The organism is Vibrio sp. L85 (assembly GCF_963871815.1).
In the GTDB taxonomy this organism is placed as follows: Bacteria; Pseudomonadota; Gammaproteobacteria; order Enterobacterales; family Vibrionaceae; genus Vibrio; species Vibrio harveyi.
This window is the reverse complement of sequence record NZ_CAWMYL010000022.1, coordinates 163,349-188,091: the sequence shown is the minus strand read 5'-3', so window position 1 is coordinate 188,091 and position 24,743 is coordinate 163,349. Positions and strand designations below refer to the sequence as shown.

Here is a 24,743-nt window from a genome sequence, read left to right as displayed (position 1 = left end):
TACAAGACCTGCCTATCTCCTTATAAGCTCAATCTATTCACATAGACTACTATTAAGTTAGTATAATATCTGACTAATTTTCGTGATTAACGTGCGGTTTTACACCGAAAACTGCGTGTTTCAGTAACAAAAAAGCCACCCTTGTTGGGTGGCTTTTTCGTTGTTTCTAGTAACCGGTGAGTTGCATAAAACCCCAGGCTTCATTGGAACCCGATGCGAGTATCGGTCCTTCCCAATATGGAATCACAAAAGGAAGCCACATGTCCGATTTTATGATCCGTGTCGTTAAATTGATGTTTTGCCCGGGGACATTGATGATCCACTGAAGCGGTAGCCTTCTTCCATTAGACAAGTTAGTGACGTGCAGTGGCGTCATCGTCAGCTCTTTTTCTGTTAGGTTTATCACCTTGCCAGAACGCGTTGATAGTGTGCCGAATAAATGAGGAACCTGACCATTATGACGATAACGACTCACTGTAAGCGCTCGTCCATTATCAAGGTTAAACACAAACCAATCCCAACCTTGCTGCCCTTCGCCAATCAGACCACTTCCCCACTCCTTCTGTGTCCATCCAGAGCCTGATACCGGGATTTCACGTCCATTAAGGGTAAGGGTACCTTTGACATTGAGAAACGGCGCACTGAAGCTAAAAGACGCGATAGATTGCAGCGCATGTTTAACTTGGAACCCTTTGTCACCATTAACAACAAAAGGACCGCTCGTTGTAGTATTTAAGTCAATTGCAAACGTATCGGTCGAGACATCAAGATTTCCTGGGAATGGTGTGGAGCCAAGCGCACGCCAAGTCCAGTTGTCAATCCATAAACGGAAAGGACGATTCGTCATGCCCGCCTGCCCAATCCCTCCACGAGCGACACGCTGCTCTTTCCAAACATGCGAGCCAGAACTGACGACAATATGAGAGATAAACAATTGTGGGTTTTGCCAACCTCGAGTATCACGCTCGTCGGTAGCAACGCGGAAATAACTCCATTGAATGTTGTAAACCTTGCCGTGCTTGTCTTGCACCTTCGCAAAGTAGTTCCACCATTCATGTTGGTAATCTGGATGAAAACGGAAATCATGCGGCAGCGAAACGTGCTCATTTGGTAGAACTGGCTCGAAGATAGTCTTACTTTCGCGCTTTAATACATCGCTGATTTCACTTTGTTCAGTTGCTGTCGCTTCCGCCCAATACGTAAAATAAAGAGTCATGCCCGCGAGGGTGACAAATACGACAAACACTAATGCAGAAAGAGATAGCAGCTTTTTGAGTTTCATGTTTTTCACTACAGCGCATCCCTCAATGACTTCATTGGTGTGCTCTTAATCATCCTGATAACAGGTAAAGCTCCTGCTATCATGATCGCCAACATTGCCCATGCGATCGTTTGAGCGTATTCCCAAGGAATCGTCTGTAACTCTAGCGACCAACCAAATGATTGTTTAATGATGATATCAACGATCAAGTGTGCCAATGCTAAACCAAGTGGGACCGCAATGATGGCTGAGATGGTACCGAAGACAAATAGCTGTAAACCACCCAACATGACTAGTTCTTTGCCTGATACACCCATACACCGCAGTAGTGAGAAGTGTCTTTGCCGAGAAAGTTCTCCCGCAAGTGTTGCAAAGAACAAACCAAATACCGCAATGATCAGAGTGATGTTGCCCAAGGTGCCTGCAATAGCAAAGGTATGGTCAAACACACGCATAGCTTGGTTGTAGATATTGTTGTTATCAAAGACTCGGTCTTGGGACAAACGGAATACGTTCTCTAATCTACGCTTCAAGCCTTCGCCATTGACATTATCTTCCAGCAAAACACCAAGTCCAACATTACCAGAGCCCGCAAACGCGTACAGCCAATTACGATGAGACATCATGATTTGGTTATATGGGTTGCCATAATCGTAGTACACGCCAACCACTTGCCAACCTCCCCCTAAAGGAGGTTGAAGGTCGATATAGTCGCCAGGGCGAATGTCGAGCTTCAAAGCCATGGATTCACTTACCATTAAACTCTTAGAATGGTGCAAGTGATACCAGTAATTTGGAACGCCTAGTTTCACCGTAAGAGAGTCCAACTCCCCTTCTGAAGAACCCGTGCTCACCACTTGTAATGCACCGCGCTCAGTAGGGACATCTTTTTCCCAACGCCACCAAACAGCATCCACTTCGGGTTGCTCTTTTAACCAAGCACTCATGCGTGCTGCTGAGTTATTAGTTGGGTAAATATAGATATCAGCCGCAAGGCGTTGGCTCAGCCACTTATCCGTTGTATCACGGAAGCTGCCCACCATGGTTTCCACGCCAATGTTCGCTGCCAATGCGAGCATAAATGCCATGGTTGCTACACCACGATAACTCATACTTGCTGCAGCATCGGCAAAGAACCAACGTACACGAACCCAACGTAGTGAGTAAGAGAAGCTTTGGAACATATGCCACATCAAAAACGGCATAAACAACGCCACACTGATCAGCATGAGTGCGATAATCGCAAATCCCGACTCTTGAGTTTTTGGCGCTTGATAGACGGCAACTGCAGCTACACAGAACGCACACGCCGCGAAAGCCTGCCAAGAGAACTCTCGCCCAGCAAAACGCATCAGAGACAACCGAGAAGAAAGTCGAATCGGTTGTGACTTTAACAAGCGAATCAGCGGCCACAGACACGAAATCAAAGCGCCCATCGCTGACATTGCCAAACTGTACAGGCTCGACTCCCATGACCAGCCAATCGTCAAACCGACGTTTGCGTCATAAAGATCGCTCAAGCTTGAAGAGACAGCAGGGATAAGCTCATTTGCCAAAATAAGACCAAAGAAGTTACCACACGCCCAAGCAACAAGAACAAGGATGGTCAGTTCAAGCATGAGCGCTTGCGCCAATTGCATGCCATTCACCCCCGTTTGACGGAGGATACCAACCAAGCGCTGACGTTGAATAAAAGACAACGACATTGCTTGATAGAAGATGAATAAGCCAACTAAGAACGACAACATACCCATCGCCGTTAAGTTCATGTGGAATGCTTTTGTCAGTGACTCTAATTCGGAGCGGCTGTTACGCACCAGTGTCATACCGTTTGGCAGCATATTTTTTAGTGCCAACATTTTCTCTTCGGACATTTCACCACAAGCAATAGCGGACAAACCGGAGCTGCGCTTAAGCATACGAAGAAGAGAAATATCGGTAACGAGGCGAGTGCCAGAGAGTAAGTTGTCCGTATCGACTTTTAGCGGTCCAAGTCGACTGCCATCATTGAGCTCAATAAAGTCGCCATCATTCCATTGCATGTGTGCAGCCAGATCTTGGCTAGCAAGGATAGGATACGGAGGCTTCATTAAAGACAACATAGGAAGGTCTTTAAGTGATTTACCTTGGTGAAGCGGCAACAGCGCTACAGGATCAACGCCTACTAGCATCAGGCTTAAGTCGGCTTTCGTATCGAGATGAAGAATATCAAAAGGCGCACATTGGTTGAAACCAGCGCGACGTAATTGAATATAAAAGCCCTGAGGAATTTTGTTAGCAGAATGCTTAGTACGAATACGGTAAGGCAAAGGGTTTGAAAAAAGTTTCTCACCGGTTTCGTAGCTCTGTTTAGCGTGTTGGTTAATAGAAGTCACACCGACAAGGAGGGACACCCCGAGGGTTAAACCAAGCCAAACAAGAATGATTTGAAGTGGATAGCGACGGTAATGACCGAGTAGTGCCTTAACTACGGGCCATAACATGTAGCTGTCCTCCTTGAAGACGGATTCGACCTTCCATGTGTTCTGCCACTTTTTCACTGTGTGTCACCAGCAGCAAAGTACACTCTAACTGGCGAGCAAGACTCGTTAGCAAACGCATTACCGCTTCAGCATTACGCTCATCCAAACTACCAGTTGGCTCATCGGCAAGCAGGATTTTCGGTTCCATGTACAAAGCACGAGCAATCGCTGCACGTTGTTGCTGACCACCAGAGACTTCTTCAGGGTAACGACCTAAAAGCGGCATAAGGTCTAGAGCTGAAAGAATTTGACGCCACAAGCCTTTATCTTCTGGTAAGCCTTTTAATTGGCGACAAAAACGGATGTTGTCAGCGATGTTCAAAGTAGGAAGTAGGTTAAACTGCTGGAAGATATTACCAATATTGTTGCGGCGGTATAGAGTTCTTAAGTGCTCTGGAGCGCTGTGCATGGCGAAACTTGGGTACTGGATCTCGCCAGAATCAGCGGTATCAAGACCAGCTATCAAGTTAAGTAAGGTACTTTTACCTGAGCCACTTTCCCCCATTAATGCAACTTGTTCACCTTGTTGTAATGTTAATTCTGCCCCTTGTAGTACAGGATGAAATTCTCCCCCGTCTACATAGCCTTTACATAGGTCTGACAGTTTTAACATTGATTTTGCCGCTCAAATGGTGTTTAAAAATTGGAATCAGAATCTACACTAAAATCCTGTTGGTAGGAAGTATTTTGAATAGTTGATCACACTATCAGAGTACAAATGCAACTTGTCTCGCGACACCATTCAAGCTTCGATCAAATTTTTCATCCATTTCTTGCTCGCCATGCGGTGTAGACATGTTCCCCACTTCACCACTTCTTCGGTCAAAAACAGCAAATAAACCCACTGAGGCTCAAAACCAAGATAAATTGCACCAAAAGCAGCAAGAGGGATACTGATCACCCATTGCGCGATTAGATCTTGGTATAAACAGAACTTCACATCCCCACCAGCACGAAGTACACCAACAATAGCCATCATAGGTACAGAGCGAAGAACCACACCGATCGCAAGAATCACCATAAACTGTTCAGCTAGGTGGCGCGTTTCTGGCGTTAGAGCACTAAAGGCATCGAGAATAAGTTGGTTTGAGAGCAGAAGTAAAATCGCGACAACAACAGCTATCAACACATTGAGAATCACGGTTGCCCACGCTTGGTAGTAAACCGGACCAAAGTTCTTTGCGCCTAATTGATTACCCACCAATACCGCAGCAGCGTTAGATGAACCAATCATCATAGCAAGAGCAATCGACTCTACGGGCGTCATTACTGACAATGCCGCTAAGCCTTGCACGCCTGCTTGTCCCATAATCGCGTGATAAGCAAACAAGCCGCCCGCCCATGCTAGGAAGTTAAATGTTGTCGGAAGGGAAAGTTTTAAGAAACGGGTGATTTTATCCAACACTAAGCTGGCACGAATGTCATCCAAGCCAAAAGCAATGATGTGCTTTTTAAACCACAGATAACTGAATAAACAGGTTACTTCAATTGCGCCACTGATGACCGTCGCAATGGCAGCCCCTTTAATCCCCATCGCAGGAAAGCCAAATTGCCCAAAAATAAGCACCCAGTTAAGAAAAATATTAGACAGAATGCCGATGCCGCTAAAAAACGTACTTAACCCCGGTTGATGCATGGCGCGTAGACCCACCGCCATACTGGCAACACAAGCCACGGCAAACATGCTGACCGATGAGATCACCAGATAATCGGCACCAAGACGAATCACTTCTTCTGAATCTGTTGTCAGACGCATAATGGGCTCGGGGAACAACACAAATAACACGACAGTGAAAGCCGCGAATACCATGGAGATCATCCAAGTGAGTGAAGTACTCTGGCGCACCCCCACTTTATCGCCCGCCCCCCAATATTGCGCCGTTAACAACGCACCACCAGTTGTTACGCCAAGCAACATAATTGTAGTAACAAAGGTCGCTCTAGCTGCAACACCCACAGCCGCAATTTCTGCCTCGCCCAGCTGACCAAGCATCAACACGTCTACTAAGCCACGGCTGGAGAACATCATACTCTGTAAAGTAATGGGTAATGCGATAGCAAATAGTCGACGTAAAAACGACTTATCAGCATGAGTAACCAATTGTGAGAAAAAAGTCATGCTCGCTCCGACGACAACTTATTGATAGAACGGGAAAAGTGTCTCATGATTATACCCAGTGGTGACTAATCCACCAGCAATAAAAAGGACTCAGAATGAAAAAGGTGTTGGTACTTGGGGCTTCAGGATACATTGGTTCACAGCTTCTTCCACAACTGCTTGATAAAGGTTACATTGTCACGGCAGCGGCGCGTCATATTGACTATTTAGAATCCCGAACTCAGCCACACCCTAATCTCACACTCACTTATTTAGACCTCGCCGAAGCAGAAGCGACGCTCGAAATCGTGAATGATTTTGATTTGGTTTTCTTCCTTGTGCACGGTATGGCGCAAGGTCACGACTTTGTTGAATACGAATTAAACCTCGCAGAGAACTTCAAAAATGCCCTTGAGAAAAGTCGTGTAGAACACGTTATTTACTTAAGTGCAATTCAGCCTCAAACTGGCAACTCTCAACATTTGGCAGCACGCAAAGCGACGGGAAAGATCATTCGCCAAGCCGGTGTGCCTGTTACTGAACTTAGAGCTGGCGTCATTATCGGTCCCGGTTCTGCGGCATTCGAGATCATGCGCGACTTTGTCTATAACCTGCCGATTCTAATTGCACCTAAATGGGTAGACTCCAAAGCCAACCCAATCGCCCTACCCAACCTCAATCACTATTTGCTTGAATTGGCAGAAACCAAACCAACAGAAAGTGAAATTTATGAAGTTGGTGGTCCAGATACACTAAGTTATCGCGATCAATTTGAAGTAATCTGTAAGGTCACTAAGAAACCTTACCGACTTTGGTCAACACCCCTGCTGACACCTAAAATGGCATCGTATTGGTTAGCTATTGTGACATCTGTCCCCGCAAGTATTGGTAAAGCGCTACTTGCAGGTTTGGAACACGATTACATTGCTGATACCAAAGCCATTCATGAGCGATTCCCTCAAGAGCTGATCAGCTATGAGCAGTCCGTTACAGACACCATAGCAACTGAAGGGACTTTTGTGCGCAGTAATGTTTGGGGATTTGAGCCTGCAGCACTCAAACGTTGGCAACCAGGCTACGGGTACTATCCAAAACAAGCGGGAGCTAACATCAAGACCAAAGCCTCTGCGGAATCACTTTGGAAAGTCGCGCAAAAGATCGGAAGCCCGGAAAAAGGCTATTACTTTGCCAATCTCCTTTGGCGAACCCGCGAGTGGCTCGATATCTTCTTTGGTGGTGGGAAACCTATTCGAGTTTCACCACCAGGACCAGAGCTTAAGGTGGGTGACTTCATTGATTCATGGAAAGTCATTCGCTGTGAAGAGAACCAGTTCCTCTCACTGTTCTTTGGAATGAAAGGACCGGGACTTGGTCGTTTGGAAATCACGATTAAAGACGATGGCGAAGAGCGTGAGTTCGACATTACCGCATGGTGGCACCCACAAGGCTTTCCGGGCTTACTTTACTGGTTTGCGATGATGCCCGCGCACCTATTTATCTTTAAAGGAATGGTGAAAGCCATCGCCAAAGAAGCAGAAGTGCTGGAAAGCCAAAGCAAAGTCCAACCTGACGGTTAAGGCAATAATCGGCGGATATTTTCTAGATGAGCAAGTATTTCTTGCTTGTCATAAAGTGTATCCGCCTTTGCTGATGTGCTTTGTCGTTCAACCAAGCTGACAGGCAATACTTCTGACACAACACCTTGCCCTTTTTCCATCTGACTCAGCACTAACTTGACCGCCCTTCGTCCAAGTTCGTTGAAATCTTGCTTAATCGTTGTCAGAGGGGGTGAGAAAAATTGGCTATCTTGAATGCCATCAAACCCAACCACAGATACGGTTTTAGGTACATTAATACCCGCCTCCGAAAGCGCGCATAACACGCCAAGCGCCATCTGATCATTCGCCACCAATACAGCATCAAAAGGTACACCTTTTAACACGGCGTCTTTAACTGCGTTGTAGCCACTGGCAGCTTGCCAGTCCCCCTCATAGAATGCCGTTTGCATCAGTCCATGCTGCTGAATCTGTGACTGCCATTCTTGGTAACGAATCTGAGAAGCCGTGGATGCCTTGGGTCCAGAAATGCACACAAAAGACTCGCGTTTGTGCTCAATTAAATGGGAGATCGCCAAATTTGCCCCAGATTTATGATCACAACTGAGAGAATTAACGGGCGTCCCCTCGGGTACATCGATAAAAACCAGCGTGAGCTGACTGAACTGCTCCACTAGGGTCTCTGCCATCTCTCTGGTTACCGGAGCGTTGATAATAATGGCATCAACTTGTTGGGCAATAAGCTCTCGGATTGCAACTCGGAATTCCTCAATGGAGTTGTCACCTAACACTGCTAGCGCCGTCGCGTAATCCATCTCATGCGCTTGGTTGCGAACACCATTAGCAATAAGAGCCACACCGTGCAGTGAGATATCCAAAGAGACAATACCGATGATCCGCGACTTCGCTCGGCTCAACATTTGTGCCCCTTTGTTCGGCACGTATCCAAGCTTTTTGATTGCGTCGTTAACTCGCTTTCGTGTTTCTTCTGCGACGTTATCCGCGCCGTTGGTTACGCGCGATACGGTTTGCGTCGAGACACCTGCTAACCGTGCAACATCTTTAAACGTAACTGCCACTGCGTTCTCCTATTCTGATTTGCTGTTCACTCTACCAAATTCATTCGAATATTCTCGTGAACAATGTCGTAAAAAACATGAAAAAATGTTCCCGAAAACAGCAGATCTAGCACACAAAACCACGCTCTAAAACCTGTTCAAAGTCACATTTAAACGGCTATTCAATCGAAATAAAACCAAACAAGCGCATGATTATTTGTAGACTAAATGTTTGCGAAAACAGAGAAACAACATGCAAAAAATTGTTCACTTAAAATCCAAGAATCACAGCATGATCATTAAAGTGGATCGTGTTCCTGAAATCCTTCATTGGGGCGCAAAAATCGCTCAGATCGATCCCGATTTAATGCTCTCAACCGAGCGCCCTATATCTCAGGCTCGCCTTGATGTCGACGTGCCGTTATCACTTTGTCCTGAGCTTGGTAGTGGTCACTTTAATGCGCCTGGGATTGAGGGGCATCGTAATGGCGAAGACTGGGCTCCCGTGTTCACAACCACATCCATTGAGCACGATGACAACAGCGCGACATTTACTCTGCAAGATGACATTGCCGGTCTTGAATTATTGATTGAGCTACAACTCGACTTTAACAGTGATGTGGTACAAAAACGCATCACCGTAAAAAACACGACTGCCGGTGAGTATTGCTTGGGTAAGCTCTCCTCTACTCTGCCACTTCCTAACTATGCAAACGAGCTGATGACGTTCCACGGGCGTTGGTGTCATGAGTTTCAGACTCAGCGTCTGAGCTTTGAGCATGGTGGCTTTATGCAAGAAAACCGCCGCGGTCGCACCTCTCACGAAAACTTCCCAGGTTTGTTCGCGGGCACCAATGGCTTTAGTGAGCAATTGGGGCAAGTTTGGGGCTTTCACCTTGGTTGGAGTGGTAACCATCAACTGCGTGCCGATGTTCGTAGTGACGGTCGCCGTTTTGTTCAAGCAGGTGAACTACTACTGTCTGGTGAAAAGCGCTTACAAAGCGGTGAAACCTACCAATCACCATGGCTTTACGCGACATACAGTAACTCGGGTTTGAATGGAATATCAGAGCGATTCCACCAGTTTGTTCGTGCCAATATTATTCAATTTCCAAACAACAAGCCTCGTCCTGTTCATTTAAACACGTGGGAAGGCATCTACTTCGATCATAAACCTGAATACATCATGCAGATGGCGACCGAAGCCGCCGAGATGGGTGTCGAGCGCTTCATCATTGATGATGGTTGGTTCATAGGTCGTGATGGCGAACGCGCTGCTCTCGGTGACTGGTACTTGGATGAAACAAAGTACCCAAATGGTCTTGAGCCTGTCATCAAGCACGTAAACAACAAAGGCATGGAGTTTGGTCTTTGGGTTGAGCCAGAGATGGTCAGCCAAGACTCAAATCTATATCGCCAACACCCAGATTGGGTATTAAGTCTGCAAGGCTACCACCAGCCCTCCGGTCGCTGGCAATACGTGTTGGATTTGCAAAACCAAGATTGCTTCAACTACCTGTTTGAACGTTTGAATGACTTACTGACTCGTTACAACATCGGCTACCTGAAATGGGACATGAACCGTGAATTGGTTCAACCGGGGCATCAAGGTAAACCTGCTGTACATGGTCAAACGAAAGCGCTTTACCGCTTGCTGGACGAGCTTCAAGCAACACACCCTGCGGTTGAAATTGAGTCTTGCTCTTCGGGTGGTGGTCGTATTGATTTTGAAATCCTTAAACGCACTCACCGTTTCTGGGCTTCTGATTGTAACGATGCGCTGGAACGTCAAGCGATTCAACGTGGTATGAGCTACTTCTTCCCACCTGAAGTTATGGGCGCTCACATTGGTCCTGCAGAGTGTCACTCAACCAATCGTCGTCATGCGATCAACATGCGTGGAGTGACGGCGTTAAGTGGTCACATGGGTGTGGAGCTCGATCCAGTAAAAGAAAGCGCGGAAGAAAAACAAGCGTTTGCTCATTACATTCAACTGCACAAACAGTATCGCGATTTGCTTCATTCTGGACGTACTTTCCGCATCGATCCTGCCGATCAAAACCAGAACATCTATGGCGTTGAGAACGGGCAAGAAATGCTGATTACGGTGTGTCAGTTGGCAATGCCAAATCATGCGCTGCCATCTCCACTTCGCGTTAGCTGTGCGGATGAAAACGCCCGTTACGAAGTCAAGATTGTTGAAATGCCAAAAACCAGCTTCCAGTTGATGAAGCAACGTCCGCAATGGCTAGACAAAACCCTGACGTTAAGTGGCGATAACTTAAAGGAAATTGGGGTGACGCTTCCGATTCTCGACCCAGAATCGGCACTGATTGTACACCTTAAGAAAATTTAAACCTCTATCTGTGCCCTCTAGCGACCGGGTTTCAACTTCGCGTTGTTCCTGATAAAACACTCCTATACGCGCTAGAGGGACACCCTACAACTAACAAGCAAAACTTAATTGCTTAACTTGTTAAGGAAACAAAATGTCTATTACAGTATTACTTTCGTTCTTGCTGTTTACAGGCTTTGTTGTGGTGTTCACTTACAGCAAAGTTAAAAACGATAAAAACACCTCTCAAGACGGTTTCTTCCTTGGTGGACGAAGCTTAACAGGTGGGCTGATTGCCAGCTCCTTGATTCTTACCAACCTGAGTGCTACTAGCTTTGTTGGCATGAGTGCACAATCCTACACCCACAACATGAGTGTGATGGGTTGGGAAGTGGCCTCTGGCGTCACACTGGTTATCATTGCGCTGCTGCTTGTCCCTCGCTACCTCAAGCAAGGTATCACCACCATTCCTGACTTCTTAGAAAGCCGTTACGACATGTCGGTGAAGAAGTTCGTTACCCTGTTGTTCTTGTGCCAATACGTCATCAACATTCTACCTACCACTCTTTACGCTGGCGCAGTGGTACTGGGCGAAATCTTTGATGTGCAAGGTTTATTGGGTATTTCTGAGTTCAGCTCTATCGCCCTTATTTCTGCCACTATTGGTTTGCTGGGTTTCTTTTACGCGATTTACGGCGGTCTAAAAGCCGTGGTAATTGCAGACACGATCAATGGCGTAGGCTTGATCACCGGCGGTTTGATGATCCCTGTATTTGGTCTGATGGCATTAGGCGGCGGTAACTTTATGGAAGGTTTAGACGTATTGCTGACTGCCGCCCCAGAAAAGCTGCAATCCGTAGGTAAAGAAACCGATCCACTGCCGTTCTCTACCCTGTTCACAGGTCTATTGTTGGTGAACTTGTACTACTGGGGTACTGACCAATCCATTATCCAACGTGCACTTGGCGCGAAGAACCTGAAAGAAGGTCAGAAAGGTGTGATTCTCGCGGGTGCGATTAAAGTTATCTCTCCACTTTTCCTAATCATTCCGGGCATCATTGCTTTCCATATGTTTGGCGCAGATGCAGGCAACCCAGACACGATGTACACACGCTTGGTGAACGAGGTATTGCCTAAGCCGCTTGTTGGTTTCTTTGTTGCGGTCATGTTCGGCGCAATCCTAAGTACCTTTAACGGTGTATTGAACAGCTCAACAACCTTGTTTGCTTTGAACGTTTACAAGCCACTATTTGGCAAAGGCAAATCGGATGAAGAGTTAGTCGGGAAAGGTCGTATCTTCGGCGTTATCATTGCGATCATTTCGGTCTGTATTGCCCCTTTCATCATGTACGCACCAGAAGGCTTGTTCCAATACCTACAAATGGTTGCGGGCTTCTTTAGTGTGCCTATCTTCACCATCGTATTTGTAGGCTACATTTCCAAACGTGTACCGGCTATTGCCGCTAAAGTTGCTTTGGTCGTATTTGTTAGCTCTTACGCTGCGATGCAATTGGTCTTTGGTACACCAATCCACTTCCTACACCAATTGGCGATTCTATTCGTCGTGTGTACTGCTCTGATGTTTGCGATTGGTCACTTCATGCCACGTGAAACAGACTACGTAATGCCTGTAAATGAGAATATCGATGTGACGCCGTGGTCATTCCGCTTTGAAGCATCAGCGGTCATCATCTACATGGTATTGGGCGCTTACGTAATGTTCTCAGACTTCGGTTTTGTCTCAAGCGATCCGACTATCATGCAAGTGTACGGGTTCTGTGGTCTGGTCTTGATGTTCGGTGTGGTTTCTAACTACTTCATCAAGCGTAGAAAGCATAAGCAAGTGACTAAACTGAATGACATGTACATGCCATAAATAAGATCGATAAGTCACGGATATAAAAAATCGGAGCACAGGCTCCGATTTTTTATGATGCGATAGATGAATTAGTCTGCTTTAAATGACAGTGGAATCTCTGCCAATTGATTGCCTTCGTTCGCAGGGAAGATAAGGTACTCACCGTGGTATTTCACCATTGATTTGTAGTCAGTGACCTTGTGCACCATGTAACCTGCTTGCGATGCTTTTTCAACGAACTCTGCGTGGTTACCGCGAACAAACCAACTCATCGGTTTTACCAACAGCTCACCATCAAAACAGCTTTCACACTGGTCAGCACATAAGGCTAGTGAGTTTTGACCTTCTGTGTAGATTTGTACTTTACCGCAACCAACTAACTGCTCAGAAGTTGACACTTCCCAGCCCGCTTGCTCCATCGCATCAAGAAACGCTTCAATGTCAGAATCTTTGATCACTTTAGACTCTTCACCTTCAGGGAAAAACTGCGCGTAAAAGCCTGAGATGCGTTTAAAGATAAATAGCAAACCAGCATCGTTGCCTTTTGAGCGACCTGCTTTTTGCCAACGCATTAGATCATCACCTACAGTGCGACCAAAACGCTGTGACTTCAGCGCCTTGGTTACCCAACGAACCAAGTAATGATTGTTCGCTACTGGTGCATTTGCCAATTTACCAGAGCGATGCTCTTGGTCTAAATCTGCCAAAGCAGCGTTAACTAAATTTTGAATTTCTTTGGTGTAATTAGACATTACGCCTTTCTTCCTAAAGTCCAATAAAACAGTGCAGACAGCACTGAACAAGCAAACATAACAACGATCATCGGCCACGCAACGCCACCGGGCATTGCTGCAACAAGCGCACCAATCAATGAACCTGTGCCAAAGCGCAGAGTACCAGCAAGTGAAGATGCAGTGCCTGCCATCGTTGGGTAGCCACTTAACAGCAGCGCCATCGAGTTACTACCAATCGTAGACAAGGTTCCGATAAACAGCACTACAAATGGCACGATGCCCCACAAACCAAGATCAAGCATCCAACCAGCAAACAGTCCAATACCAGCAATCAACTGGATGGTTAGACCGAAGCGCAGCATAAAATGGGAACCGACCTTTTTCACCATGCGACCATTGAGACTGGTCATGATGATCATTGCCACAATGTTCAAGCCAAATAGGTAACCAAATTGGTCTGGCCGAACACCGTATAAATCGATATATATAAATGAACCCGCAGTCAGGAATGCAAACATGCCTGAGAACGAGAACGCACCTGAGAGCATTAACCCTAACGCTTCAGGGTTAGAACACAGACGTGCATAGTTACGAATCGTGGTTCTGAATCTTAATGGCTGACGGTTTTCTGGTTTCAATGTCTCTGGAATCATCCATAGAACAAGCAAGATCACCACAACCGCGAAGATAGCAAGCACCCAAAAGATTGAACGCCAACCGAACCAGATCGCGAGGTGACCACCAATCATCGGTGCAACCAAAGGTGCAATCGTGATCACCAACGTCACGAATGACATTGCACGCGCAAAATCTTCACGGTCAAACATGTCTCGTACAACCGCTTGGATAATCACAGCCGCTGCCGCACCAGCAAAACCTTGTGCCGTACGCACATAAGTAAGCGCATCAATACCGTTAGTCGTTGCACTGACTACCGCTGCCAAACCAAAAAAGAGCACACCTAAAATGAGTACAGGTCGGCGACCATAGCTGTCGGCTAACGGACCATGAATCAGCTGACCTATTGCGAAGCCTGCTGTATAAGCCGTTAACGTAATCTGTACAGCACCTGCGGTTACACCAAGATCTTTAGCGATGGTTGGCATAGCCGGCAAATACATATCGATAGCAAGTGGCGTCAACGCACCAATTGCACCGAGTACAAGGAACAATAAAAAGCTGATTTGTGACTGGGGAGCACTTTGGGCTTTTTCTGTCATTGCCTTACCTCTTGTTGTGTCCTCCCATCAACATTCCACATTGATTGAGATAGATGATCGACGCTTCCCTTACCCCGAATCCGTAACAATCACGGAGACAGTGCATAGTATCCTTACTATTGAGAAGATCATAAAAGACGAAAGTATACCAAGGCGGTCTTGCCTAACTCGACGCTAAAACCTGCATGATGAGTATGCAGAACGAAAAAGTAACCGAGCTAAAACGAAGAGGCGATGACGTTAACACCGTCTGTACTTATCGTCAGTAAGGACCAACAAGAGAAAAGACTTTTCTCAGATTAAATACAGTTCTGCCTGCGTTTATGAGCGGCGAATGCGCGTCTTGTTCAGACACTAAGACTTATTTGGTAGGAATCCCCATTCTGAGCGATTTCCTACCAAAACACTAGTTCCTATCAGGAATTAAACAATTTCCCAGAACAGCAATTACTTCCAACCAGAGTGAATCATTTCACTACTGATTCGACTTCTTCTTCTGTTAAGAATCGGTAATCACCCGGCTCAAGCGATTCATCAAGCACAATTGAACCAATACGCTCACGGTGAAGGTGTTCAACCTTGTTGCCGAGCGCAGCAAACATACGCTTCACTTGGTGGTATTTACCTTCCACAATCGTTAACAGCACTTCGTTTTCAGCTTCGTTTACAATTTCAAGGTGGGCAGGCAATGTTGGTTCGCGTTCATTACGTAACTCAATACCTTCGGCAAACTTTTCAACGTAATCAGGTTGAATCGCATCCACAAGCCATACGCGGTACGTCTTTTCACATTTGTGTTTTGGCGACGTAATACGGTGGGACCATTGACCATCGTCAGTGATCAACACAAGACCAGTAGTGTCCACATCCAAGCGACCAGCAAAGTGTAGGTTTTCTACCTTTGGCTCATCAAGCAACACGAATGCGGTTGGGTTATGCCCATCTTCATGTGAACACACAAAGTCCGCAGGCTTGTACAACATAATGTAACGAGGACCAGGAGCACCAACTTCGCGCCCTTCCCACTCAACCACACCACCTTCTGGCACTTTGAAAGCACCACTCTTTTGTACTTCGCCATCAACGGTCACTTCGCCACTTTTGATGATCTTCGTTGCCTGCTTGCGAGTCGCACCCAGCCCATCACACAAATATTTATCTAAACGCATGAATACCTCTAATGTTTAAGGTCGGGTATTATAGCGATCCTAATTCGAATAGTTGAGCAATTTCACAGATTTTCATGTACACCCTTCGACCATACCAAGCCGACTCTGTTAAAGCGGTGATTCACTATTTTCGTAAACACACCACACCAGCAGTCATTGTGCTGCCTACAGGTGCAGGTAAAAGCTTGGTCATTGCAGAGCTAGCAAGACTTGCCAAAGGGCGCGTCCTAGTACTTGCTCATGTAAAAGAGCTGGTGGAACAGAACCACGCTAAGTACGAAGGCTATGGACTGAAAGGCTCAATATTCTCAGCGGGTCTTGGACGTAAAGAAACCGATCAGCAAGTGGTGTTTGCTTCTGTACAATCAGTAGTGCGCAATCTGGACTCTTTCAAGAATCAATTTTCCTTGTTAGTGATTGATGAATGCCATCGCGTGCCAGACGAAAAAACCAGTAGCTACCAAAAAGTAATCACGCACCTAAGAGAACTCAACCCAGGCATTAAAGTTTTGGGGTTAACCGCAACCCCATACCGCTTAGGCATGGGCTGGATCTATCAGTATCACACCCGTGGACAAGTTCGCACGGAAGAGTCACGCTTTTTCCGTGACTGTATCTTCGAACTCCCTATCCGTTACTTACTGGATGAAAACTTCTTAACACCCGCTCGCATGATGGACGCGCCAGTCCTATCTTATGACTTCTCACAACTCAAACCAGCAAACACAGGTCGATACAAAGAAGCTGAGATGGACATGGTGATCGACAAAGCTAAGCGAGCGACACCACAGATCGTTGAACAAATCATTCAATACGCCAAAGAACGCAAAGGCGTAATGGTATTTGCAGCTACAGTTCGCCATGCACAAGAAATCCATGGTTTATTGCCTGAAGGCGAAACCGCGATTGTGATTGGTGACACGCCAACACCAGAGCGCGATGCCATTATTCAGTCGTTCAAGAATCGTGAGATAAAGTACTTAGTTAACGTGTCCGTTTTAACCACGGGCTTCGATGCACCACATGTGGATTTAATCGCGATTCTGCGCCCAACCGAGTCGGTCAGCTTGTATCAGCAAATTGTTGGTCGTGGTTTGCGTCTGTCGGAAGGCAAATCAGAATGTCTCGTACTGGATTACGCTGGCAACAGCTATGATTTATATCAGCCTGAAGTGGGCGATCCGAAGCCAGATTCCACTAGCGAAATCATCACCATCCCTTGCCCCGCTTGCGGCTTTAATAACAACTTCTGGGGAAAACTGGATAGCAATGGCTTTTTGCTGGAACACTTTGGTCGTCGTTGCCAAGGATATTTTGAGGACGATGAGACCGGAGAACGTGAGCATTGTGGTTATCGATTTAGAGCTAAATATTGCGGCGAATGTGGCGCTGATAACGACATTGCAGCGCGTATTTGTCATGAGTGTGATGCCACGCTGGTTGATCCAGACAAAAAGCTCAAGGAAGCATTGAACCTAAAAGATGCGCTGATCTTTGAATGTACCGAGATGGACTTGTCAGTATTTAAGTCCAGTGATGGCAAATCACAGTTGAAAGTGACGTATTCCGGTGAAACCTATCAAGGAGAAGGAAATGCATTGGTTCACGAATTCTGGTCACTGAATACCAAAAAACAGAAGCAAATCTTCAAAGACCAGTTTGTACGCCCTCACCTTGCTGACAAACATCGTCCATTTGAAGAGGCGTCGCCAACCAGAGTCGTGGCAAACCAGCATCGTTTCCGTCTGCCACAATTCGTGATTGCTAGAAAGTCAGGGCGTTTTTGGAAACTGCGCGATAAGATCTTTGACGACGAACTAAGATAAGCGAATGCTCACGAATTCACTTTCTGTTCATGTACAGCACGATATAATCGTCGTAACTCATTGAAAAAGGCTTTGCTATGTCTACCTCCTTCACTCCGCGCAAACTTCCCGTGCTGCTAGGCTTAGTGCCACTTTTATTGTCAGCACCAAGTTTTGCATCTCACCATGATCATCATGATGAAAAAGATGGTCATGCCATCGTTCGTGACGTTGAGAAACCGGGAACTCGAATTGAATTCGATGAAGATCAAGATGAAGTCTATCGTGCCGTTCAAAAAGGTTATATTCGCCCATTCTCCGATATGTACGCAGCAGTGGAGAATGATTTGTATGGGCGTATTATTAAAGTTGAACTTGAAGAAGACGATGACGAATGGGTTTACGAGCTGAAAATCTTGTTCAATGACAGTGTGATAAAAGTGGAATACGACGCTGCCACACTAGAGATGCTCGAGATCAAAGGGCGTAACTTCAATAAAGCTCTTAAGCCGCAGTAACCGATATCCAAACATAATTAGAAGAAAGAATATGAAAATACTTGTTGTCGAAGATGAACCTCGCCTAGGCGAACAGATTTTAGAAACGTTGGAAAACAATGGCTGGGTACCAGAACTTTCCCAAGATGGTATCGACGCGCTTTACCGTGCGACCTCTGAAGAATGGGATGCAATTGTGCTCGACCTAGGTTTACCAAAACTAGATGGTCTAACGGTCCTTAAAGGTATTCGAGACGAAAACATTAATACGCCAGTTGTTATTTTGAGTGCCCGTGACACATTATCTCAACGTGTTGAGGGTTTGAATGCCGGAGCCGACGATTATCTAACCAAGCCATTTGAAATGGTTGAGCTAACGGCTCGCCTTCGCGCTCAATTACGCCGTGCTTCAGGTAACGCCTCACCTGTCATGCAGATTGGTGATTTAAGTTTAGATACGCGCTCATCAAAAGTGCTGTGGCAAGGGCAAGCAGTAAGCTTAACCGCGTTAGAATATAAAGTGGTCGCGTACTTCATGCACAACCCAGAAAAAGTCATTTCTCGTACCGAGTTGGTAGAACACATCTACAAGCAAGACTTCGACCGTGACTCAAACACCATCGAAGTGTTTATCGGTCGTATTCGCAAGAAGATCGCCCCAAAAATCATCAAAACCGTCCGCGGTTTAGGGTATCAATTGAATGCGGAATAGAAGCAAACTTCCCATGCACATTCTTAAGCGGCTGAGCATCAAAAGCCGCTTAGTGCTAGCGGCGGTCGTTTGGCTCACAGCGATGATCCTCGCGGCGGGCGTCACGATCCCAACCCAAGTTTACAGCTATATGGTGGACGACACTCGCTCCCAATTGAATGTCTACATGGACGAGATTGCCGCCCAGCTCGAAGTCGACAGTAAAGGTCAACTCACCCTTCCTACTCAACTTTCCGACCCAAGATTTAATCGTCCATACAGTGGTCTTTACTGGAGCGCATCAACGGACACAAGCCTAGAACGTTCGCGTTCACTATGGGATAAGAAAATTGAGTACAAAGGATTGGATAAAGACGCCTTTGGCGCACGTGATGAAAAACTTATCACGTTGAAAAAGACCCTTTATCTACCGGATTACGATGGTCCCATTGATGTCATCATCGGCATTGACGAAGATCCAATTGAAGGCACGATTCAGTCTTTAACTGGGCAGCTTTGGATCATTTTAGGATTGCTCTTTGCTGGTGTTCTTGCGGTTATCTTGCTGCAAATCGCCTGGTCATTGAGTCCGCTAACCAAGCTGCAAAGAGAGTTAGCCGAACTGAAATCAGGCAACAAGAAAGGCTTGGAAGAAGACTATCCGAAAGAAATCTCACCTTTGATTTCTGACCTTAATGCCCTGCTCTTTCACTATCAAGAGCTACTTGAACGTGCACGCAATCATGCAGGAAACTTATCTCACGCGCTGAAAACACCACTTTCGGTTTTAAAAAACGAAGTACAAAACTTCACGCCTGAAGAACAAGAACGCTTGAACGCGCCAATCACACAGATCCAACAACACATCGATTACCACTTAGGTCGCGCTCGTATGGCTGGTTCAATGAACATTCTTTCGGTGAAATCGAACCCTTCAGAGCGCGTTGATGCCATATCCATGGCGTTTGACAAGGTCTACGCACATCGTGACGTCACACTGATTAACGAGCTTGATTCTGAATTGAACGTCGCCGTAGAGAAAACCGATCTGGATGAAATGGTGGGAAACTTACTGGAAAATGGCTACAAATGGGCGAACAGCATCATTCGTGTTCATTCAACGTTAGATAAAGACAACATTCATATCATTGTTGAAGACGATGGTCCGGGTATTCCTCCTGAGCAATTATGCCAAGTAATAAAGCGTGGCTACCGTCTGGATGAAACAACGCCAGGATCCGGTTTAGGTTTAAACATTGTCAGTGAAATGGCGCACAGTTACCGCGGTCAACTTGAATTATCAGAGAGTAAAATGGGAGGGTTAAAAGCCACCTTGATTCTGCAAAAGAGCCGCGCTTAAGTCAGCTTACATCAGTCACTCACAGTATTACTTTAAAATGGCACTTATCGATTTATTCGCTAGGTGCCATTTTTATATACCCAAGTAACCTCAAGATGCTTGGGTATATCTAAATAGCGCTTTGATTGGGTAAGTTTAATGCTAGTGATGGTTCACTAATCAACAGCACATTCCCATCCGAATAATAGTCGTGCTTACTATCCATTGCGACAGGTTGCGCTAACGAATGTAACTCTCCGACTAGCGCTAAATGACTGACTTCAATTTGATTCGCTAGACGGTCTCTTTCGCTGTCCACATTAGGATCTATTCGATGCAACACCGTCACAATACCCGAGTAATGCGCCAACTTGAGACCGTCATCGTAGCTAATCGCTCCAACCCAAATCGGTTGACCAGACTTTGATTCTAACCCTGCTTGCCACCAGCGAACATGAGAGCGTTTTAACAAACTTCCGGGCTCTTGGAATGCCATCGACTGTGGCTTGCCATTCCAAAACAAATCAGAAACGGGCGGCAGCTTCTGCTTCAATAAGCTCACATAGTCTGCCAATTCAATGTCGTTTCTTGAAAAGGTTTGATTCTCTAGCCAGCCGAGCTCTTGCATTAGGCTTCGCGGGGATGCTCCGACGTACACCAAGTTGACTGCCTGAGCGTCAAACACATTCGAGCGCCCCGGATAAACCTTAAAGCCGATATCATTAAGGACTATCGATTGATTTTCAGTAACGCCGGGTTGTTCAATATTGTCATCTGCTAGATAGAAAAAGTGTCCATAATTCGCAGCAACTAAACATAACACTAAAGCCGTTAGGGATTTTGTCCATTTACGTGACCAGTTTTTCTTCCAAGCCACAAGAGCGAATACAGAAGCGATGAGTACTGAGGCAATAAGAAGCTTATGCTCAACAAGGATGAACTTTATGGAATCAAGTGGAATCCATGTGTTAAGACCCGCAGCAAGCAAATACCCAGCAACGACAAATTGCCCAACACCAAGTATCAATCCAATTGATGAACAGACAGTAAAACGCTTCCAACTAACATTCGCAGTACCCGCCATAAATGGCACGACCCAAGCAACAGGTCCGAGTAAGCGTGCAAAGATCAAAATGGCATTGCCGCGTTTTTTCATCAACAAACGACAACGAGCGATTGGACGCCTTGTCTTGGCTTGCCAACGAATCAGCTTCTTCTGTGCTTTAGAGCCAGAACGCTTACCAATAAAGTAACTGAGTTGATCGCCAACCCAACCGCCCAACAAAACGGCGACAACGCCCCAAATCACACCTTGGTGCAATTGATAGCCCGCAGCGAGCAAAAACGGCTCGCCCGGGACAAAGAGATTAGGTCCAATCGTCGCATCCAGAAATGCTCCGAAAAACAGACTGATTGCTTCCAGCATGCAGCCTCCGACGATTACGAATGTTGATCTTTGTAGTGACCGAATTTGTATTCCATTTCGTTGTTACGCATCTCGCCAAAGAAGAATCGACGTACATTGGCTTTGAAATAGGTCATGCCCATCTTAAAGAAGCCGTCTTGCTCAAGGCGGCGCGGATCGAATTCAAACGTCATCGGTAAGAAGCGGAAACGCCATGTTTTAGAAGCGCGTTTTACGTAATCACAATCTTCGCAAAGTGTAATAGACTCATCAAAGCCGTTGATCTCTTTGTGTGCGCGTTTGGTAGAGAAAATACAAGCACCTACCGCCGTTGGGAATGTGTACTGAGTAATAAACAGTCCCGCGTTAAACATGCCATAACCCAACTTATGTGCCATTGGCAGATTTTTTGAGCCCATGTAAACACCAGCAACTTCCAACTTCGCATCCTCAAGCTTACTCATTGCACGGCTCAGAAAATCACTTGGTAAGCGCACGTCCGCATCTAAGAAAAGAATACGTTCATACTTCGCCAGTTCTGCACCTGTATTACGACCTAAGCTGACACCACGCGTATCCATGCGGTGCACTGTCAGTTCTGGCAATGAGCTTTCGTAAGCTTGTGCAACTTCACGTGTCGAATCTTCGCTGTTCGAATCCACCACGATCACTTCAAAGTTCTGGTGGGTTTGTTTGGTTAAGTCTTCAAGTAGTCGACCAATACGTTTTTCTTCATTGAGGGTAATAATCACGATACTGATAGGATTCATAATGTGCTCCATTGAGGTTGTCCGTTTATGTACGATGGAGAATAGAACCGACTGACTTAACGGTTACTGAGGTCAACATTCATTTTGCGTTCATTTTGTGAATAACAGATGTCGTTAATGAATGAATTAACTTGGAAAGAGGATTGAGTCCTAGGCAAATAAAAACGTACTGACAAAAAGCCAAATAGGTTAAAATCAGCGCAATGCGGACAAAGTTTTGCCGACACCACAAAACAGACACTCTTCTTGACGAAGAATTACTGGCTTTTTGGTGATTTAGGTACAATTTTGGTTGCTGAATGTAGAGCAGGATGATAGTATCCGCGCTCGCTTGAACAGTTCCTGTTTCAAGCTTTACTACGAACACAAGGTCGCATTGTGTTTGTAAAGTTTTATTTTTTACTAATTTGAGAGTAAATACTATGAAATTCGAAGCAGTAGTACGTACTGAACTAGGTAAAGGTGCGAGCCGCCGCCTACGTCACGCTGGCAAATTCCCTGCAGTTGTATACGGCGGTGAAGAAGCAGCAGTTGCTATCGTTCTTAACCACGATGACATCGTTAACCAAATGGACAAGCCTGAGTTCTACGAAGGTATCGTTCTAGTGATCGACGGCGCTGAAGTTAAAGTTAAGCCACAAGACGTTCAACGTCACGCTTACAAGCCAAAAGTTGAGCACATGGACTTCATCCGTATCTAATTCCCTACCAAGGAATTAACGGATAAAATCCAAACCTTTTGCATAAAGATTATCGGACTTACCAACCGAGACATCTAAAAAATTTCAAAACCCCGGAGACTTACCACCTCCGGGGTTTTACTATTTAGGACAGAAGTAAATCTCCCCAATTCTCTTTTCATTATCGATAGTGCTTTTCTGCAAACACCGCATTAAACACTCTCATCAGTAAGTTATGTTCGTGCTATGTACTTCACCAGCGTCACGTCGTTGAGCGTCATATCATCGATAACCTCCGACTCTTCCTCTCCAGATCGCACAAAGCCACACTTCTTATAGAAATTAAGCCCTTGTTTATTGGTGTCTAACGCCTTAAGGCTAATTTGCATCACTGGTGTCGAGAGTAAGCGAGTTTCTAATTCATCAATCAGAGCACTGCCAGCGCCCTGCCCGAAGTATAAAGGCGAAACATAGCAACAAGTAACCGTTGCCGTCTTGTCTTCGCTGGTGTGATCAGGCAGTTCATAACTTAGAAAGCCAACGATCTCTTTCTGTTTCTCAACAACAATGAGATTGGCCAGTTGCTCCGTCATTACTCGCGTCCACATACGCTCTCGACGTTCTCGAGTAAATTGGTCAATGTAACTCTGCGGCATTAATCCTCGGTAAGCGACTTGCCATGAATCAACGTGTATTTTGGCGATCTGATCCGCTTCATCTCTCACTGCATTTCTAACTGTATATCCCATTGCTTGCCTTTCTCATTACTCCGGAGTAAACACTCTTTGACGACTGTACGCTTCAAACCCCAAAGACTGGCAGAGCCTTATTGAAGGCGTATTTTCACTATTTACTCGATACCTAATTTTGCGCTGCCTCGATTTCACTTCATTGATTAAATGACTGAGCAGGCGTTTTCCATACCCTTTTCCTCTTGCTTCAGGAGAAACCAATATGGATAAAGACTCAAACGGCTCTTTCCCTTTATAACAATAAGAAGCAAGCACAGCGACCAGCTCATTTTTGTCAAATATGCCGTAAAAAAAATGGCTATCGAGGTCAAAGTCCGCTTTAAGGATATCTTCTTCGCTCATTCGGCTGACAAAAGATTCAAGTAATTCGAGATCAGATTCGATCGAGAGAGGAATTATCCCATCGTCTTTGTTGACGTTGTCGTCATTAAATAAATAGTAGTCGACATCATCATATTCACAGAACATTTGTTTATTATTGAGTTTTCTCTCCAGCTCACTTGGTTGAAAATGTTTAATTCGTTCCCATAATTGAGGGGGACAAGATATAAACGTAACGGCGTCTGATTGATATAAAAATACAGCACAAAGATCGGAGAACTTTTGCCAATAGTGAGGGTCATAAGAATAGCCATTGTACAAATTACAGCTCACACTGAACTGCTTTTGCCATGAGCAATCGATTTCCGCGGCAAGTGCGGTTGTTTTTTTGAGCATCCTTACTCCTCAACACAGCGTACAGAAAAATCTTAACTATTTGTTTCGTAGAGAGTAAGAAGACATTAATCTGGCAAAATAATCACCAAAGTTTGCTCCATATCTCACCAAAATGCGTATTGATTCACATTAGAAAATTGAAATCAATTAAGCGACTCACAAATTTAACTAGTAAAAACATTAAATCCTTTCTAAATACGGTTTCTGTTTATTTGTCGACGCGGTTTGCAGCCCTGTTATTTCCTGTATTCAACAAAACTGTAAATAAGATATAGA

Annotated in this window: 20 protein-coding genes; 8 read left to right on the top strand and 12 right to left on the bottom strand. The window is 45.5% G+C overall.

Annotated elements, in window-relative coordinates; all coding sequences use genetic code 11:
- Window positions 1-166 precede the first annotated feature (166 nt).
- The 4 genes from AACR11_RS05530 to AACR11_RS05515 all read right to left on the bottom strand — a co-directional run bounded on the left by AACR11_RS05530 (window position 167) and on the right by AACR11_RS05515 (window position 5,902).
- Entirely contained in the window at window positions 167-1,291 is a 1,125-nt protein-coding gene (locus AACR11_RS05530) for a lipocalin-like domain-containing protein (RefSeq protein WP_029789434.1), read from the bottom strand.
- Window positions 1,291-3,744 (bottom strand): ABC transporter permease, encoded by a 2,454-nt coding sequence (locus AACR11_RS05525; RefSeq protein ID WP_009698130.1) that lies wholly within the window; start codon window positions 3,742-3,744, stop codon window positions 1,291-1,293. Before AACR11_RS05525 ends, AACR11_RS05530 begins: the two co-directional genes overlap by 1 nt.
- On the bottom strand, window positions 3,725-4,396 hold the full coding sequence (locus AACR11_RS05520; RefSeq protein WP_005428554.1) for an ABC transporter ATP-binding protein: 672 nt from the start codon (window positions 4,394-4,396) through the stop codon (window positions 3,725-3,727). Before AACR11_RS05520 ends, AACR11_RS05525 begins: the two co-directional genes overlap by 20 nt.
- 129 nt (window positions 4,397-4,525) lie before the next feature.
- Complete coding sequence (locus tag AACR11_RS05515; protein ID WP_005450606.1) at window positions 4,526-5,902, bottom strand: MATE family efflux transporter; 1,377 nt, start codon at window positions 5,900-5,902, stop codon at window positions 4,526-4,528.
- Window positions 5,903-5,997: 95 nt separating this feature from the next.
- On the opposite strand from AACR11_RS05515, the gene AACR11_RS05510 reads away from it, so the two are divergent.
- A complete protein-coding gene (locus tag AACR11_RS05510; RefSeq protein ID WP_029789436.1) occupies window positions 5,998-7,458 on the top strand; it encodes a DUF2867 domain-containing protein in 1,461 nt (486 codons plus the stop codon).
- Here AACR11_RS05510 and AACR11_RS05505 read toward each other — a convergent pair.
- A complete protein-coding gene (locus tag AACR11_RS05505) occupies window positions 7,455-8,516 on the bottom strand; it encodes a LacI family DNA-binding transcriptional regulator (RefSeq protein WP_029789437.1) in 1,062 nt (353 codons plus the stop codon). The two genes, AACR11_RS05510 and AACR11_RS05505, sit on opposite strands and share 4 nt — an antisense overlap.
- Before the next feature lie 232 nt (window positions 8,517-8,748).
- Between AACR11_RS05505 and AACR11_RS05500 the strand changes: the two genes are divergently transcribed.
- Both AACR11_RS05500 and AACR11_RS05495 read left to right on the top strand, forming a co-directional pair.
- Window positions 8,749-10,851 carry an alpha-galactosidase gene (locus AACR11_RS05500; RefSeq protein ID WP_029789438.1) on the top strand — a complete coding sequence of 701 codons (2,103 nt, stop codon included), beginning with the start codon at window positions 8,749-8,751 and terminating at the stop codon, window positions 10,849-10,851.
- A gap of 133 nt (window positions 10,852-10,984) precedes the next feature.
- A complete protein-coding gene (locus AACR11_RS05495) occupies window positions 10,985-12,706 on the top strand; it encodes a solute:sodium symporter family transporter (RefSeq protein WP_029789440.1) in 1,722 nt (573 codons plus the stop codon).
- 71 nt (window positions 12,707-12,777) lie between these two features.
- Here AACR11_RS05495 and AACR11_RS05490 read toward each other — a convergent pair whose 3' ends face one another.
- The 3 genes from AACR11_RS05490 to rsuA all read right to left on the bottom strand — a co-directional run bounded on the left by AACR11_RS05490 (window position 12,778) and on the right by rsuA (window position 15,811).
- Window positions 12,778-13,440, bottom strand: a complete 663-nt coding sequence (locus AACR11_RS05490) for a DUF2913 family protein (RefSeq protein WP_029789442.1) — start codon at window positions 13,438-13,440, stop codon at window positions 12,778-12,780.
- Complete coding sequence (locus AACR11_RS05485) at window positions 13,440-14,642, bottom strand: Bcr/CflA family multidrug efflux MFS transporter (RefSeq protein ID WP_005450614.1); 1,203 nt, start codon at window positions 14,640-14,642, stop codon at window positions 13,440-13,442. The genes AACR11_RS05490 and AACR11_RS05485 overlap by 1 nt, the downstream gene beginning before the upstream one ends.
- A 467-nt stretch (window positions 14,643-15,109) precedes the next feature.
- Window positions 15,110-15,811, bottom strand: coding sequence for a 16S rRNA pseudouridine(516) synthase RsuA (gene rsuA / locus AACR11_RS05480; protein ID WP_009698137.1), 702 nt, complete (start codon window positions 15,809-15,811; stop codon window positions 15,110-15,112).
- A gap of 74 nt (window positions 15,812-15,885) precedes the next feature.
- Between rsuA and AACR11_RS05475 the strand changes: the two genes are divergently transcribed.
- The 4 genes from AACR11_RS05475 (at window position 15,886) to AACR11_RS05460 (ending at window position 20,164) form a co-directional block, all read left to right on the top strand.
- On the top strand, window positions 15,886-17,637 hold the full coding sequence (locus AACR11_RS05475; protein WP_009698138.1) for a DEAD/DEAH box helicase: 1,752 nt from the start codon (window positions 15,886-15,888) through the stop codon (window positions 17,635-17,637).
- 77 nt (window positions 17,638-17,714) lie between these two features.
- Entirely contained in the window at window positions 17,715-18,134 is a 420-nt protein-coding gene (locus AACR11_RS05470; protein WP_005450617.1) for a PepSY domain-containing protein, read from the top strand.
- A 31-nt stretch (window positions 18,135-18,165) separates the two neighbouring features.
- Window positions 18,166-18,825, top strand: a complete 660-nt coding sequence (locus AACR11_RS05465) for a response regulator transcription factor (RefSeq protein WP_005442273.1) — start codon at window positions 18,166-18,168, stop codon at window positions 18,823-18,825.
- Complete coding sequence (locus AACR11_RS05460) at window positions 18,815-20,164, top strand: ATP-binding protein (RefSeq protein WP_029789443.1); 1,350 nt, start codon at window positions 18,815-18,817, stop codon at window positions 20,162-20,164. The genes AACR11_RS05465 and AACR11_RS05460 overlap by 11 nt, the downstream gene beginning before the upstream one ends.
- A gap of 109 nt (window positions 20,165-20,273) precedes the next feature.
- Here the strand turns inward: AACR11_RS05460 and AACR11_RS05455 are convergent, their stop codons facing one another.
- Entirely contained in the window at window positions 20,274-21,569 is a 1,296-nt protein-coding gene (locus tag AACR11_RS05455) for an LssY C-terminal domain-containing protein (RefSeq protein ID WP_029789444.1), read from the bottom strand.
- A 14-nt stretch (window positions 21,570-21,583) separates the two neighbouring features.
- Entirely contained in the window at window positions 21,584-22,318 is a 735-nt protein-coding gene (locus AACR11_RS05450; RefSeq protein ID WP_005450620.1) for a glycosyltransferase family 2 protein, read from the bottom strand.
- A gap of 422 nt (window positions 22,319-22,740) precedes the next feature.
- On the opposite strand from AACR11_RS05450, the gene rplY reads away from it, so the two are divergent.
- Complete coding sequence (gene rplY / locus AACR11_RS05445) at window positions 22,741-23,019, top strand: 50S ribosomal protein L25 (RefSeq protein ID WP_005450622.1); 279 nt, start codon at window positions 22,741-22,743, stop codon at window positions 23,017-23,019.
- A gap of 212 nt (window positions 23,020-23,231) precedes the next feature.
- On the opposite strand, the gene AACR11_RS05440 is transcribed toward rplY, so the two are convergent.
- Together AACR11_RS05440 and AACR11_RS05435 are read right to left on the bottom strand one after the other, a co-directional pair.
- Window positions 23,232-23,747: a GNAT family N-acetyltransferase gene (locus AACR11_RS05440; RefSeq protein WP_005450623.1), complete on the bottom strand. Its 516-nt coding sequence runs from the start codon at window positions 23,745-23,747 to the stop codon at window positions 23,232-23,234.
- 15 nt (window positions 23,748-23,762) lie between these two features.
- Complete coding sequence (locus tag AACR11_RS05435) at window positions 23,763-24,467, bottom strand: GNAT family N-acetyltransferase (protein WP_029789447.1); 705 nt, start codon at window positions 24,465-24,467, stop codon at window positions 23,763-23,765.
- Between the last annotated feature and the right edge of the window lie 276 nt (window positions 24,468-24,743).

What these genes read in the sequence shown, in the direction of transcription:
- AACR11_RS05525 (WP_009698130.1), bottom strand. Translation starts at nt 3,744, where the DNA reads ATGTTATGGCCCGTAGTTAAGGCACTACTCGGTCATTACCGTCGCTAT.
- AACR11_RS05520 (WP_005428554.1), bottom strand. Translation starts at nt 4,396, where the DNA reads ATGTTAAAACTGTCAGACCTATGTAAAGGCTATGTAGACGGGGGAGAA.
- AACR11_RS05515 (WP_005450606.1), bottom strand. Translation starts at nt 5,902, where the DNA reads ATGACTTTTTTCTCACAATTGGTTACTCATGCTGATAAGTCGTTTTTA.
- AACR11_RS05510 (WP_029789436.1), top strand. Translation starts at nt 5,998, where the DNA reads ATGAAAAAGGTGTTGGTACTTGGGGCTTCAGGATACATTGGTTCACAG.
- AACR11_RS05500 (WP_029789438.1), top strand. Translation starts at nt 8,749, where the DNA reads ATGCAAAAAATTGTTCACTTAAAATCCAAGAATCACAGCATGATCATT.
- AACR11_RS05495 (WP_029789440.1), top strand. Translation starts at nt 10,985, where the DNA reads ATGTCTATTACAGTATTACTTTCGTTCTTGCTGTTTACAGGCTTTGTT.
- AACR11_RS05490 (WP_029789442.1), bottom strand. Translation starts at nt 13,440, where the DNA reads ATGTCTAATTACACCAAAGAAATTCAAAATTTAGTTAACGCTGCTTTG.
- AACR11_RS05485 (WP_005450614.1), bottom strand. Translation starts at nt 14,642, where the DNA reads ATGACAGAAAAAGCCCAAAGTGCTCCCCAGTCACAAATCAGCTTTTTA.
- rsuA (WP_009698137.1), bottom strand. Translation starts at nt 15,811, where the DNA reads ATGCGTTTAGATAAATATTTGTGTGATGGGCTGGGTGCGACTCGCAAG.
- AACR11_RS05475 (WP_009698138.1), top strand. Translation starts at nt 15,886, where the DNA reads ATGTACACCCTTCGACCATACCAAGCCGACTCTGTTAAAGCGGTGATT.
- AACR11_RS05470 (WP_005450617.1), top strand. Translation starts at nt 17,715, where the DNA reads ATGTCTACCTCCTTCACTCCGCGCAAACTTCCCGTGCTGCTAGGCTTA.
- AACR11_RS05465 (WP_005442273.1), top strand. Translation starts at nt 18,166, where the DNA reads ATGAAAATACTTGTTGTCGAAGATGAACCTCGCCTAGGCGAACAGATT.
- AACR11_RS05460 (WP_029789443.1), top strand. Translation starts at nt 18,815, where the DNA reads ATGCGGAATAGAAGCAAACTTCCCATGCACATTCTTAAGCGGCTGAGC.
- AACR11_RS05455 (WP_029789444.1), bottom strand. Translation starts at nt 21,569, where the DNA reads ATGCTGGAAGCAATCAGTCTGTTTTTCGGAGCATTTCTGGATGCGACG.
- AACR11_RS05450 (WP_005450620.1), bottom strand. Translation starts at nt 22,318, where the DNA reads ATGAATCCTATCAGTATCGTGATTATTACCCTCAATGAAGAAAAACGT.
- rplY (WP_005450622.1), top strand. Translation starts at nt 22,741, where the DNA reads ATGAAATTCGAAGCAGTAGTACGTACTGAACTAGGTAAAGGTGCGAGC.
- AACR11_RS05440 (WP_005450623.1), bottom strand. Translation starts at nt 23,747, where the DNA reads ATGGGATATACAGTTAGAAATGCAGTGAGAGATGAAGCGGATCAGATC.
- AACR11_RS05435 (WP_029789447.1), bottom strand. Translation starts at nt 24,467, where the DNA reads ATGCTCAAAAAAACAACCGCACTTGCCGCGGAAATCGATTGCTCATGG.